The sequence below is a fragment of the Marinomonas sp. HM11-D genome, from assembly GCF_057626615.1.
Genome location: NZ_JBMMKT010000015.1, coordinates 1 through 14,163, shown reverse-complemented (window position 1 = coordinate 14,163; position 14,163 = coordinate 1). Strand labels below are relative to the sequence as shown.

The 14,163-nt window shown below is 49.4% G+C and carries 11 protein-coding genes; 7 read left to right on the top strand and 4 right to left on the bottom strand.

Annotation, left to right across the window (positions count from 1 at the left end):
- Nucleotides 1–75: 75 nt before the first annotated feature.
- On the bottom strand, nucleotides 76–1,068 hold the full coding sequence (dctP, locus tag ACOSVP_RS16130; protein ID WP_487348502.1) for a TRAP transporter substrate-binding protein DctP: 993 nt from the start codon (nucleotides 1,066–1,068) through the stop codon (nucleotides 76–78).
- Nucleotides 1,069–1,394: 326 nt separating this feature from the next.
- Here dctP and cysP point away from each other — a divergent pair, with 326 nt between their 5' ends.
- The 6 genes from cysP (at nucleotide 1,395) to ACOSVP_RS16100 (ending at nucleotide 8,855) form a co-directional block, all read left to right on the top strand.
- Nucleotides 1,395–2,408 (top strand): thiosulfate ABC transporter substrate-binding protein CysP, encoded by a 1,014-nt coding sequence (gene cysP, locus ACOSVP_RS16125; protein ID WP_487348501.1) that lies wholly within the window; start codon nucleotides 1,395–1,397, stop codon nucleotides 2,406–2,408.
- A gap of 103 nt (nucleotides 2,409–2,511) precedes the next feature.
- A complete protein-coding gene (gene cysT, locus ACOSVP_RS16120) occupies nucleotides 2,512–3,369 on the top strand; it encodes a sulfate/thiosulfate ABC transporter permease CysT (RefSeq protein ID WP_487348500.1) in 858 nt (285 codons plus the stop codon).
- Between the two features lie 15 nt (nucleotides 3,370–3,384).
- Nucleotides 3,385–4,242 (top strand): sulfate ABC transporter permease subunit CysW, encoded by an 858-nt coding sequence (gene cysW, locus ACOSVP_RS16115; protein ID WP_487348499.1) that lies wholly within the window; start codon nucleotides 3,385–3,387, stop codon nucleotides 4,240–4,242.
- A gap of 11 nt (nucleotides 4,243–4,253) precedes the next feature.
- Nucleotides 4,254–5,378, top strand: a complete 1,125-nt coding sequence (locus ACOSVP_RS16110; protein WP_487348498.1) for a sulfate/molybdate ABC transporter ATP-binding protein — start codon at nucleotides 4,254–4,256, stop codon at nucleotides 5,376–5,378.
- Nucleotides 5,379–5,574: 196 nt separating this feature from the next.
- On the top strand, nucleotides 5,575–6,603 hold the full coding sequence (locus tag ACOSVP_RS16105) for a TAXI family TRAP transporter solute-binding subunit (RefSeq protein WP_487348497.1): 1,029 nt from the start codon (nucleotides 5,575–5,577) through the stop codon (nucleotides 6,601–6,603).
- Nucleotides 6,604–6,716: 113 nt separating this feature from the next.
- Complete coding sequence (locus ACOSVP_RS16100; protein ID WP_487348496.1) at nucleotides 6,717–8,855, top strand: TRAP transporter permease; 2,139 nt, start codon at nucleotides 6,717–6,719, stop codon at nucleotides 8,853–8,855.
- A gap of 64 nt (nucleotides 8,856–8,919) precedes the next feature.
- Here the strand turns inward: ACOSVP_RS16100 and ACOSVP_RS16095 are convergent, their stop codons facing one another.
- Nucleotides 8,920–9,843, bottom strand: coding sequence for a histone deacetylase family protein (locus tag ACOSVP_RS16095; protein WP_487348495.1), 924 nt, complete (start codon nucleotides 9,841–9,843; stop codon nucleotides 8,920–8,922).
- A gap of 239 nt (nucleotides 9,844–10,082) precedes the next feature.
- On the opposite strand from ACOSVP_RS16095, the gene ACOSVP_RS16090 reads away from it, so the two are divergent.
- Complete coding sequence (locus tag ACOSVP_RS16090) at nucleotides 10,083–12,521, top strand: bifunctional acetate--CoA ligase family protein/GNAT family N-acetyltransferase (RefSeq protein WP_487348494.1); 2,439 nt, start codon at nucleotides 10,083–10,085, stop codon at nucleotides 12,519–12,521.
- Between the two features lie 40 nt (nucleotides 12,522–12,561).
- Here ACOSVP_RS16090 and ACOSVP_RS16085 read toward each other — a convergent pair whose 3' ends face one another.
- Both ACOSVP_RS16085 and ACOSVP_RS16080 read right to left on the bottom strand, forming a co-directional pair.
- Entirely contained in the window at nucleotides 12,562–12,780 is a 219-nt protein-coding gene (locus ACOSVP_RS16085; RefSeq protein ID WP_487348493.1) for a hypothetical protein, read from the bottom strand.
- A gap of 27 nt (nucleotides 12,781–12,807) precedes the next feature.
- Complete coding sequence (locus tag ACOSVP_RS16080; RefSeq protein WP_487348492.1) at nucleotides 12,808–13,962, bottom strand: Na/Pi symporter; 1,155 nt, start codon at nucleotides 13,960–13,962, stop codon at nucleotides 12,808–12,810.
- Nucleotides 13,963–14,163 lie beyond the last annotated feature (201 nt).

Here is a 14,163-nt window from a genome sequence, read left to right as displayed (position 1 = left end):
GTGTTTCTCCTGATAGGGAAATAATAAACGACGCGGCCAGCCCTTCTCGCTGGCCGCTATAACAGGCGTGTTCGATTACTGGACTGAACGAATCGCTTTGACCGCTTCCGCACCAGTTGCGCCAGTTTCTTGGACAAAACGATCCACTACCGATTGAGTGGCTTTTTGCCAATCAGCACGCTGGGCATCCGTTAGCTCGACAACATTCATGTAGCCCTTCATTTCTTCTACAGTGGCGGCTTCCTGTGCATAAATTTTGTCACGTAACTGCTGTTCAACAGTTTTCGCAGCCTCATCAATGATCTGCTGTTCTTCCGAAGACAAGCTTTCGTATAAATCATTGTTTATAACTGCCACGAATTCCACCGCACTATCGAAAGTCAGCGTCATGTTATCCATAACTTCGTATAGCTTACGTGATTTAACAGCCGATACTGCGGTCATGCCGACATCCACGACACCTTGTTGATACGCCAAAAATTGTTCCGATGCAGATAACAAAGCAGGTGCTGCATTCAAAGCCTCTGCGGTCCAACCATGGATTTTACCGTAGGTACGGATTTTCTTACCTTCGATGTCCGCAGGCTCAACGATTGGCTCACCGTTGCTTAGGTATACGTTACGGCCGAAAGCTTGCCACCACAGTACACGAGCACCGGTTTCTGCTAGGATTTTACTATCGATGGTTTTACGAAGCTCTGAACCTGGCGCTACCACCTTACGAATATGATCTTCACTATTAAACATAAATGGCACAGCAATCACGTCTACCGCAGGTACCGAACCCGCGAAACGACCAATAAATGTTGTGCCCGCGCTGATCGCACCTGAGCCCACGGCTTCAGGTACTTCTTTGTCTTTAAAAAGCTGTGCCGATGGGAAAAGCTGAATGCTTAGCTCGCCATCCGATTTTTCTTCGATCAATTTACCAAAGTCGATCCAGTTTTGGCTCACTGGGTGAGTTTCTGGTAATTGAGAAGTCACGCTGATGGTTGTGCCAGCGATTGCCGTGGCACTCAAACCGGTTAGCGCAATGCTTAAAATAGAGCGTCGAAATAGTGTGTTCATGGATGCCTCATTGATATGGATTGCCCACTAGTTAAAGGTGGTTTTAGTTTTTATAGTTTGCACAGCTCGATGATTTTTTTGAGCAAGGGGGTTAGTTAACGTAATCAACTAAAAAATGCAAAATGCAGCCTTAACTCACCCCAAACATCCTTAATCCATGCACATTGACGTGCGAAATTCTGTCATACCAGCCGACTAAAGCCATAACCCAGCATTATTCCGCTTATTCCAAAATCTTTCATTTTTCATTCTTGTAATAACAAAATCTTTTAACTAAGCTATCGATCAATAATCAATCACTGGTGCTAACCAAACAGGTATTCCCCATGAAATCGAAGCTAAAATTGATCAAATCAGTAGCCGGCGCGCTACTACTTGGCTCTGCAGTGAATGCCTCTGCTGCCGACCAAACCATCCTAAATACGTCTTACGACATCGCCCGTGAGCTGTTCGCAAGCTACAACCCTGTGTTCCAAAAGCACTGGGAAGAAAAGACCGGTCAAACGGTTGAAATCAAGCAATCTCACGCGGGCTCGTCTAAGCAAGCACGCTCAATCCTGCAAGGACTACCAGCTGATGTGGTAACCTTTAACCAAGTCACAGACGTGCAAATTTTGGCGGATCGAGGCAACCTTGTGCCTGCTGATTGGAAGCAAAAGCTGCCAAACAACAGCTCGCCTTACTACTCAACAACAGCGTTCCTTGTTCGTAAAGGCAACCCAAAGAACATCCATGACTGGGGTGATCTAGCGAAACAAGACGTGGGCTTGGTCTTCCCGAACCCGAAAACCTCAGGTAACGGTCGTTACACTTACCTAGCGGCACTTGGCTACGCTCAAGATCAGTTCGGTAAAGACAACACGGATGCGCAAAACGCTTTCTTGAAAACCTTCCTGGCTAACGTTGCGGTCTTTGATACCGGCGGTCGCGGCGCAACCACCACATTCGTTGAGCGTAGTATCGGTGACGTATTGATTACTTTCGAATCTGAAGTCAATAACATCCGTCAGCAATACGGCGTTGATGACTACGAAGTAGTTGTTCCTAAAACCTCGATCCTAGCGGAGTTCCCAGTCGCGGTAGTTGAGCGTAACGCCAAGAAAAACGGTACCTTTGATGTATCGACTGAGTACCTAAGCTACCTATACAGCGAAGAATCCCAGCGTCTATTAGCAAGCTTTAACTACCGTATCCACAACGACGTGGTGAAAGCGGAAGTGGCTGACCGTTTCCCTGAAGTGAAACTGCTAACAGTGGAGGAAATCGCGGGCGGCTGGCCACAAGCGATGGAAGATATCTTTGCTAACGGCAAGCAGTTAGACCAGCTTCAGCGTCGCTAATCAACTGACTTTGTTAGCTTTTTCTCGCCGGGCGCACCACGTCCGGCGTTTGCATTTCTACGACTTGGAAAGACTCGACTGATTTCGCCAAGGAGCGATTGCCATGTCCACCACCTTAAGCGCTGCTAGCGCCAAGCCTCGCCATAAACGAGTGTTACCCGGTTTTGGGTTAAGCCTCGGCAGCTCGCTGTTTTTTATCAGCTTAATTTTGCTATTACCCATGACCGGTTTGATCATGCAAACCGCTGGCATGAGCTGGGCCGATTACTGGTCTGTGATTACCGATGAACGCGTTGTGGCCAGTTACAAGGTCACCATTTGGGCAGCGGTGATTGCCTCGATTTTTAATGGCTTATTTGGCTTATTACTGGCTTGGGTGTTGGTGCGTTACGAATTTCCAGGCAAACGTATTTTAGATGCCTTGGTAGATTTGCCCTTCGCCCTACCGACTGCGGTCGCGGGTATTACCTTGGCAACGCTTTACGCCGAAAACGGTTGGTATGGCCAGCTGCTGGCGGAGCTTGGCATCAAGGTGGCTTACACGCCTCTAGGCATTGTCGTAGCGATGTCCTTTACCAGTATTCCCTTTGTAGTACGTACCGTGCAGCCAGTACTGGAAGAACTGGCACCCGAGGAAGAAGAAGCAGGCATTACCCTTGGTGCTTCGGATTGGTCGGTGTTTCAACGCATTATTTTACCTTCGCTATGGCCCGCACTGGTAACAGGTGTGGCGCTGTCGTTTACCCGAAGCTTAGGTGAATTTGGCGCGGTTATTTTTGTCGCGGGCAATATGCCTTACATCAGTGAGATTACTTCGTTGATGATCTTTGTGCGTTTACAAGAGTTCGACTTCCCTGCCGCAAGCGCCATTGCCTCAGTGGTATTGATCGCTTCGCTGGTACTTTTGTTCGCCATCAATATTTGGCAAGGGCGTTATCTGAAACGCCTGCACGGACGTTAATTCGGAGGAAATAACATGGCATCTGGACAACGTCATCAACAACGCGTGGGCGATCGCCCCGCGGTAAAGTACACGCTAATTGGCTTAACTTTGGTACTGACTGCAGTGCTTTTGGTGGTGCCTTTAATCAGTATCTTTCAACAAGCCTTTGTCGACGGTTTGGCCGTTTATTGGGACAGCCTAGGCGATCCTGACACACTGCACGCCATTGGCTTAACGCTGTTCGTCGCGCTACTGACAGTGCCGATTAACTTGGTGTTTGGTGTGCTGCTGGCTTGGTCGGTGACACGCTTTGAATTCCCAGGTCGTAAACTTTTAATGACCTTAATGGACATCCCGTTTGCGGTCTCCCCTGTGGTAGCAGGCCTTTTGTATCTATTGCTGTACGGCAACAACGGTTGGATCGGCGCGTGGCTGTTTGAGCATGATCTGCAACTGATGTTCGCATGGCCTGGCATTGTTATGGTGACTGTGTTTGTCACCTGTCCGTTTGTGGCCCGTGAGTTGATTCCCTTGATGCAACAACAAGGCCGAGAAGACGAAGAAGCGGCGGTGATTTTGGGCGCTTCTGGTTGGCAGTTATTCCGTCGTGTGACGCTACCGAATATTAAATGGGCGCTTTTGTACGGTGTCATTCTGACCAACGCACGTGCGGTGGGAGAATTCGGTGCCGTATCGGTAGTATCCGGCAATATCCGTGGCGAAACCAATACTCTGCCACTGCATATTCAATTGCTATACGAGGATTACCAAGCCACGGCGGCGTTTGCGAGCGCGTCTTTGCTGGCGGTGATCGCCTTGATCACTTTGATTTTCAAAGCCTTTATTGAGTGGCGCCAAGAGCGCGCCCATAAAGCAGAATCGACACATTAATAGGTGACAACATGAGTATTCGCTTAGAAAACATCTCCAAAACATTCGGCCAATTCCAAGCTTTGTCACCGTTGTCATTGAACATCGACGAAGGTGAAATGATTGGTCTGTTAGGCCCATCGGGCTCGGGTAAAACCACCCTACTGCGCATCATCGCAGGCCTTGAAGGGGCGGACTCGGGTCGCATTCAATTTGGCGACCGTGATGTGACCAACCTTCACGTGCGTGATCGCCATGTGGGCTTTGTGTTCCAAAACTACGCCCTGTTCCGCCATATGTCAGTGGCCGACAACGTGGCCTTTGGCCTTGAGGTCATGGATGCCAAGCAGCGCCCAAACAAGGCCGAAATCCAACGTCGCGTAAAACATTTGTTAGAAATGGTGCAACTAGGCCATCTTGCCAACCGTTACCCATCACAGCTATCGGGCGGTCAAAAGCAGCGTATCGCCCTCGCTCGTGCCTTGGCGACCAAACCTGATGTTTTATTGCTAGATGAGCCATTTGGCGCTCTGGATGCCAAGGTGCGTAAAGAACTACGCCGCTGGTTGCGCAGCCTGCACGATGAAATCGGCTTTACCAGTGTGTTTGTAACCCACGACCAAGAGGAAGCGTTAGAGCTGTCGGATCGCGTTGTGGTGATGAGCAACGGGCACATTGAGCAAGTGGACGAACCTGCACAACTGTACGCTCAGCCCAACAGCCGCTTTGTGTTTGATTTCTTGGGCAATGTGAACGTGTTTGACGGCAAACTAGAGCAGTCTCGTTTAACCAACGACCAAGCTTGGATCAGCGCGCCAAGCAGTGATGTGCCACTGAACAATGGCCAGCTGTACATTCGCTCCCATGAATTGGCGCTGCATAGCGAAGCAACGGCTGTGGCAAATTTGCCATTAAAAGTCATTGCCGTGAACCCAATCGGTCCCGAAGTGCGTGTGGAGCTTGAGCCCTACCAATGGCAAGCCGAACAAATTTGGGAAGCAGACTTAAGCCATGCGGAATACGATCGCAATCCGGTTAAACGCGGTGAAATCGTGTTTGCTGAACCTAAGAATGCTTACTTCTTCCGTGAAGACAGTCAGCAGGTGCCCGAACAGGTCTCTTGGGAGAATGCCCAGAACACTGCCCTATTGAAGTAACCCCTACCCTACGCGCCTTGCCAACACCTCCTCGGCAAGGCGCGCCACTTCTCCCAGCGCTCGGCCATTCGGCCATCCCCACGACCATTCGCTAATGTACTTGCACTTTATTTGCCTATACTCTGTTAACTGAGAGCGGGGATGCTCTGTCAAAGTCCTCTTATTACATAACAACAATACTGATAGGAAACACATAATGATGATGACCAAACGTACATTAGTAAAAGCAATGGGTGCCGCACTGGTGATGGGTACAGCCGTAGGTTCTGTGAGTCTGGCGCAAGCCGCTGATGACCGCTCTTACGTGCTCGCGACTGCATCCACTGGTGGTACGTTTTACCCTGTCGGCGTTGCCCTAGCGACGCTTACCAAAGTGAAGCTTGAGCCAACGACGGGCATGTCGATCTCGGCAATCAACTCGGCAGGTTCTGGTGAAAACATCAAATTGATGCGTGAAAACGAAGCTCAGCTTTCTATCCTGCAAGGTTTGTACGGCGCTTGGGCGTGGGACGGCACCGGCCGTATGGAAAAAGAGGGCCCGCAAAAGAACCTACGCTCTATCTCTATGCTGTGGCAAAACGTTGAGCAATTCGTAGTCCGTGCTGAGTACGCTAAATCCGGCACCATTTCGGATATGAATAATCTAGCGGGCGAGAAGTTTTCTATCGGTACTAAGAACTCCGGCACCGAGGGTTCTGGTTTGACCATTCTAAATAACATGCAGGTGCCAGTGGATAAGCTCGACATGGCTTATATGGGCTATGCCGCGTCTGCCGATGCCATGCAAAACGGCACCATTGATGGCATGAACATTCCCTCTGGCGTACCGACCAGCGCCATTACTCGTGCTTACGCCGCCCTAGGTGATGACATTACCGTGCTGGACTTTACCGATGAGCAAATCAAACAAGCCAACGGTAATTTCCAACTTTGGACGCGCTTTGAAATCCCTGCGAATACTTACCCAGGCCAAGCCAAAGCGATTCACACCATGGCGCAGCCTAACTTCTTAGCGGTGAACGCTGACTTGTCCGAAGAAGACGTGTACCAGCTGACTAAGACCATTTACGAAAACCTACCCTTCCTAAATGGTATTCACAAAGCCACTAAAGACATGTCCCTTGAAAAAGCGATTGATGGCTTGCCAGTGCCGCTTCACCCAGGTGCAGCGCGTTACTACAAGGAAGCAGGTCTGACCATTCCTGCGCACTTGATTGCTGAATAACACTCGCATCATGTGTTCCCACAATAGGGTCATCTAGCGGCCCTATTGTGTCTCGTTTTTTCCAACCAATTGATACGCCGTCAGCGTGTCGTAAGACGTTAAGGCCATACAATATGTCTGAGACTCAGGTTAGCCAAGACCAAGAAATGCAGGATAAGCTGAAAAGTCTAGAGCTTGAGCAACGGGATGAAGCCTCGCCTACCGGACGCTTGATTTACTGGGTGGGCGTGTTGTTTGCCCTCGCCCATATCTATTTCAATACGTTAGGAACCCTATCTGAACTTTGGGTTTCCGCCATTCACTTCAGCGGCTTTGCTCTGATTTGTGCTTTGATGGTGCCAGCCTTTAAAGCCTCTAGCGCAGGCGGTCGCCGTTTAGCATTAACGCTGGATATTGCCATTGGCCTTGTGGCCATTGCCACGACTGTCTATCTGATTCTGTTTGAAGATGCCCTCTATGATCGTGGCGTCAACTTTATTACCAGCGATTGGGTCGTCTCTTTTGTCGCCATCGCCATTGCTCTGGAACTGACTCGACGCACCACAGGCTGGTTTATTCCGTCGTTAATTGTTGTCGCACTCACCTATGTGTTCTGGTGGGGGCCCTATATCGACGGTATCTTTGGCTTTGCTGGCTTGAGCCTTGAAACAGTGATGTTCCGCTCGTACTTCTCTTCTGAAGGTATGTTTGGCTCCATTGCCCGCATTTCTTGGACCTACGTGTTCATGTTTATCCTGTTTGGAGCCTTCCTAGTAAAATCTGGCGCAGGGGATTTCATTATTGAATTATCACGCTGCGCCGCTGGGCGTTTTGTGGGTGGCCCAGGTTTTGTTGCCGTATTAGGTTCTGGCTTGATGGGCTCGGTGTCTGGCTCCTCTGTGGCCAACACCGTATCGACGGGCGTGATCACCATTCCGATGATGCGTAAAGCCGGTTTCCCTGCACGGTTTGCCGCAGGGGTAGAAGCGGCCGCGTCCACTGGCGGGCAGCTGATGCCACCTGTGATGGGCGCAGGAGCCTTTATCATGGCGTCTTATACGCAAATTCCTTATGTGGAAATCATCGCCGTCTCAACCTTACCTGCACTGCTGTACTTTATGTCAGTTGGCTTCTATGTACGTGTCGAAGCGATGCGCTCTCACGCCCATGCGATTGAGTTAGACACCCGTAGTTTCGGCGAAGTATTTAAAGAAGGCTGGCATTTCCTATTGCCACTTGCCGTATTGGTGGCCTTGCTGATCTATGGTTTTACTCCCACCTATGCGGCCGGCATTTCCATACTAGCGGTGATTGTGTCGTCTTGGCTGTCTAAAAACCCAATGAAGTTCAAAGACATCCTTGATGCCTTAGCGCAGGGTTCACGTAATATGGCCACTACGGCTATTTTGTTGGTGGCCGTAGGCTTGGTGGTAAACGTGGTCGCCATGACTGGCATCGGTAATACCTTTTCTTTGATGGTTTCAGAATGGTCTAACGGCAACTTGTTTATCATGTTGACCTTGGTCGCCCTAGCCTCCTTGATCTTAGGAATGGGACTGCCAGTCACGGCGGCGTACATTGTCTTGGCAACACTGTCTGCACCCGCGTTGTACAACCTAATAGCGGAATCACATTTGATTGACTTAGTCATGGCAGGCAACTTGCCAGAACAAGCCAAAGTCATCTTTATGCTGATTGACCCAGAGAAGTACGCTTTGTTATCAGCGCCAATGAGCCAAGCGGATGCCACCGCCTTGATAGCCCAAGTGCCGAGTGATTTCAAAGGGCAGCTACTGGAACAAGCGTTGAATCCGACAGTGTTGAGTGCCGCGCTGCTCTCTGCGCATATGATCATTTTCTGGCTGTCACAGGACTCTAACGTCACGCCACCGGTGTGTCTGACCGCCTTTGCGGCCGCAGCGATTGCTAAGACGCCGCCGATGTCGACTGGCTTTATGGCGTGGAAACTGGCGAAGGGCTTGTATATCGTGCCGCTACTATTGGCTTACACCAACTTTATCGGCGGGGAGACACCAGACGTGTTGCGCATCTTTGTCTTCGCCCTATTTGGTTTGTATGCCTTTGTTGGCTTTATGGAAGGCTATCTTGAAGGGCCATTGAACATTGCGCTGCGTATTCTTTCTGGTGTCGCCGCGCTATTGATGCTTTGGCCACACCATAGCATTTTGCTGGATAGCGCAGGCTTGGCACTCTTTATCGTGCTGTTTATTTACTCTCGTAAAACCCGCCAAGCGTCATTACAAGCGGCCTAAAACGCAAGAAGCCTAGCATCAATGATGCTAGGCTTCTTTCTTTGTAATCGATCAATATAAAACGCTAGATCTTCATAATGGCCTTTAAGTGACTAAATACCGCACGCCCTAACGCGTCGGTGTTATAGCCGCCTTCTAACACTGAAATCACACGTCCTTCGCAATGACGCTCTGCCACGTCCATTAATTTCTCCGTGACCCAGACAATGTCCTCTTCACGTAAACGCAATTGACCCATTGGGTCTTCTGCTAACGCATCAAAGCCTGCTGAGATCATCAGTAACTGCGGTTTGAATGCTTCTAAAGCAGGAAATAACTCTGCTTCATAGGCCGCGCGAAAGTCTTCGCCTTTTGAGCCCTTCTCCAATGGCATATGAATAATATTATCGTGGGACGCCCCTGGATCGGGGTAAGGAAATAGCGGATGTTGATAACTAGAGGCGTACAGCACTTTCGGATCATTTTTAAAAATGTCTTCCGTGCCATTGCCATGGTGCACATCAAAATCGACGATGGCGATACGCTCAATACCGTATTGATTCAACGCATGGCGGGCACCGACGGCAACATTATTGAATAAGCAAAAGCCCATGGCTTTGTCGTATTCCGCATGATGACCGGGCGGGCGTACTGCACAAAAAGCATTTTGCACTTCACCGCTCATAATCATATCGACCGCTTGCACTACCGCGCCCGAAGCACGTAGAGCGGCATCTAGGGTACCTGGCATCATCAGCGTTTCTTGATCCAGCTCCACATGACCTTGCTCTGGCGCCTTAGCAAAAATAGAGGCCACATAGCTGGGATCGTGAGTGGCGTTAAGCTGTTCTACGGTGACTTCGTTCGCTTCTCGCCAACGCATATAGTCCATCAATTGTCCCGCAATCAGGCGGTTTTGAATGGCTTCTAGCCGTTGTGGCGACTCAGGGTGATCTTCCCCAAGCTTATGCTCTTCACACAAAGGGTGTGTCAGGTAAGCTGTGCTCATATCGGTATCCGTAAAAATCTGCACCCACATCAAGGGCCGCTATTATTGTTATTCATCACGTGACCATCTAAGGCTACTATAAGGCAATCATACTTGAACTGCCTTATATCAAGCCATAGTTGGCACTAGGCAGCCTATCCGACATTGGTCTAGACTGCTATGACATCAATGCATTCTCTGTTGTTGAGCGAGGGCTTTTGCCAGGACGTTCGCTACAGGCCACTCAGGGAGATTTCTGCATGCACGCACTTCAACCATTATTAGCCCCAAGCTCCGTATTGGTTTTCACAGGACAAGATCGCTTCAATCCGATCTTGCATGCGGTGCTCAGAGCGCTCTCCTATGGTGGCCGCCGCGGCAAAATTTCTTTGTATGGTGTGGAACCAGATGAAAGTGTTGGCGTGTTGCCATTTGAACAAATCGCTTCTCTAGAGACACTGACTAAAACCCCTGATCTTGCCATTCTGGCAGGGGAAGATCCTCGTCCTCTTACTCAAATCATTGAACAATGTGGTCAATTATCAATCCCAGCACTGTTGGTGTTTATGGGCTCAGAGGAAAGTGCTGAGGACATTTTAAAGGCCGCACGACAGCACAATGTGCGCCTAATCGGTCCAAACAGTTTTGGCATGTGCCGCCCGAAACAAGGTTTCTCCGCCTGGCTCGGTTTAACACAACCAATTCCTGGCCGCTTAGCGCTTTTATCACAATCCGGCACCGTGGCCAGCGCTTTGGTGGACTGGGCCACTTGGCAAGGTATTGGTTTCTCCCAAGTAGTCAGTATGGGTAGCCCGATTGATGTGATGCCGTCGCAAGTACTCGATTATTTATCCAATGATTTTGAGAGTCAGTCGATCTTGATGTACTTACAAAAGATTGGCTCCACCACGCGATTCCTCAGTAGTCTACGTGCCGCCAGCCGCTCAAAACCGGTTGCTGTAGTGACCGAGCATAATGTCGGTGCAGATCCACGGGTGCTGGATGCTGCGCTAAGCCGCACCGGTGCGGTACGAGGCCATCGCTTAAATGACTTGGTTGCCGCCGCCTCAGTGATGACCAATGCCCGTCGAGTCAAAGATGGCTCTTTGATGATTATTGGTAATGGTGCAGGTCCAGGTGAACTCGCGGCACAGCGTGCCGCCGAAGTAAACATTAACTTACTAACACCAAACGATGTCTTAAAAACCAAGCTGGAAGGCATTATGGCGGGCCGCGGCAGCGTTGGCAGTGTCACCACCGCATGGGCCAGCTGTGATGCCAACCTGTTTGTTGACCTTGCTGAAACCGCTCTGGCTGACAAAGAGTGCGGCGCGGTGCTATTGATGCTCAGTCCCACCGCCTTGATCAATATGGTGTCTCTGTACGATCAAGTGTTACAGCTGCATAAGAAGCAAAAGAAACTGGTGATGGTATGTATGCTCGGCGGTGGTCATATGGTGGCGTTACGTACGCGGATTAACGAAGCGGGCATTCCGACCTTTAGAACTCCCGAAGCCGCCATTGAGGGCTTCCAGTTCTTAGTGCAATTCCACCGTAACCAATTGTTGGCGAAACAAATGCCAGATAGCCATGCGTTCCGCTTCAATATCGATGTGGCCGCTGCGCGCGCGAAGTTAAAAGAGATGATTAAAGCAGGCAATAAAACGCCTACCGCAGAAGATCTTAAAGAAGTCTTTGATCTGTTTAACTTCCGCTTAATCACACGCCGACAAACCAATTATTTGCTGCAAGCACCGATTCACCTGCGCGCCTTCCGCGATCCGGTGTTTGGCCCTGCGATAGGCTTATCTCTTGAAGGCGCTAACCAATGGCACCACCAAACCGAAGCCGTCGCGCTACCGCCCCTCAATACCATCCTTTCTAAGGACTTAATCCATCGAGCCTTTCCAAATGTGGAATCCTTTGAGCTAGAAGACTTGCTGCGTAGCTTCTCAACGCTGGTGTGTGAACTACCAGAATTTGAGTACTTAGAATTGGCCGATGTGCGAATTCATGAAAGTGGTAGTATTTTTGCCGATGTCACAGCCAAGCTGAAAAGCAGCGGCAAGCTCAGACGCTATGAGCATTTATCCATTCAGCCTTACCCAAGACAATGGGTGAAGCAAGTAACGCTTCGTGATGGACAAGAGATTACCTTACGCCCGATTTTGCCAAGGGATGCCGATATGATGGCTAACTTTGTGAAGAACCTCTCCCATGAAAGTCGCTACTTCCGCTTTATTGCCAATATATCCGAGCTGACGCCACGTATGGTGGCCAGTTTATCGCATATCGATTATGACCGTGAAATGGCACTGATTGCCGTAGGTGAAAAAGACGACCAACAAGTGATGATGGGAGCGGCACGCTTTAGCGATAACTTTGATGATCAAAGCTGTGAGTTTGCTGTGGTGATTGGCGATGATTACCAAGGTCACGGCCTAGCCGCATTATTGATGCGACGACTGATCTTGGTGGCAAACTTTAAAGGCATTAAAGAAATGAAAGGTACGGTACTGGCGGAGAACAAACGCATGATCGACTTCTGCCGCCGTATCGGCTTTACCATCAAACGGGATCCCGATGACATTAGTCTAGTCACCGCCTATGTACGTCTTACCCCTAAATTTATTGAGGGGGTGAAAGAGAAATTAGGGATTGTGCCAAAGGAAGTAGTAGAAGATAAAAAAGCCGACTGATTGCTCAGTCGGCTTTCGTTTGATACTTAAGTAATCTGTCTTACTTACGTAGCTCTTCCAAGACCATTTCAAAGAATGAGCGAACTTTCCCCCATTGCACTGGCGTCCATTCTGGACTCAATGCAATGTCGTCCACTTCTTCGTGCTGAACATCTGAATCACGCTTATCCAGCTCGGCACGTATATCGTGGATATGCTGCTCCGTTTCATTCAGGATCTTCTTCAGTTCTTCTTTCGACATACGTTCTAAATCAGACATAATGCAGATTCCTTCTGTTATGGGCTGCTAAAAGATCATGCTGGCAGCAATCATGAGTAATGGCACAATGATAAACACGCCTAGCACCCAAGCGGCAGCAAAGACTTTTCGTTCAGAGGCGAGGCCCGCTAGCCATTCAGCACCCATGATTGGCAAGTTGCGGAGTAACGGGATACCAAAGATCACCAATACGGCGAACACGTTAAACAAGAAGTGCACCAAGGCTATTTCCAACGCCGACACGGCTAGCGCGCCAGAGATAGCGGTAGCGGCTAGCAAAGCAGTAACCGTCGTACCAATATTCGCCCCCAGCATAAAAGGATAAATCTGCTTCAAGCTAAAGGTTCCTGAGCCTGCTAGCGGCACCATTAGACTGGTCGTCGTAGAAGAAGATTGAACAAAGGTCGTCACCAAGGCGCCTGAAGCAATACCCGTCACAGGGCCACGACCAATGGCAGAATGCAGTACTTCTTTGGCTTTACCAACCATCAGTACTTTTAGTAGCTTACCTATGTAAGTGATCGCAGCAAAAATCAGCACCAACCCAACAATGATCAATGCCACGCTGCCAAATACTCCTGGAAGCATGCCAGTAATGCTGTCTACTGCACCAACAAATGGTTTCGTCAGCATCTTAATCACATTGATATCAGACATTGAGTAACTATCTGAACCAATCAAGAAAGTGGATAACCAAAGGGCTACGTGCTCTAAGAAGCCAAACATGATTTCTAGTGGCAAGAAGATGGCCACAGCAATCAGGTTAAAAAAGTCATGCACCGTAGCCGCAGAGAAAGCACGGCGGAATTCGGCTTTATCACGCACATGCCCCAAGCTAACTAAAGTGTTTGTTACCGTAGTCCCCACGTTTGACCCCATAATCATTGGGATAGCAATCGTGACCGGTAAACCACCGGCCACCATGCCCACGATTAACGAAGTCACAGTAGAGGAAGATTGGATCAGTGCCGTGGCCACGATGCCTATCACTAGCCCCACATAAGGATTCGACGCAAACTCAAATAGATCCTGCGCTTGCCCTCCTGTAGCCGCCTTAAAGCCAGAACCAATCATGCTGACCGCACTGATCAGCACATATACCAACGCCAACACTGCTAACCATTGTGGCCAACGACTACCGCTCGAGACCCGTGGGGCCTGTAAAACCTCAGAACCATTCATAACAACCACCTCCATTTGAAAAGGCTCATGCTATAAACGATAAATGACTGTTTTGTTACTGAATTGCAGGATTCATAATTGATTGAAAGTTAAGCGGGGCTATCTGACATGACTACGGTTGCTAGGAGACAAACTCCTGTATTCTCAGGGGGCAGATCCCAGTACGTATATTCGCTTCCAAGCACTGCCATCTGTTAAGGA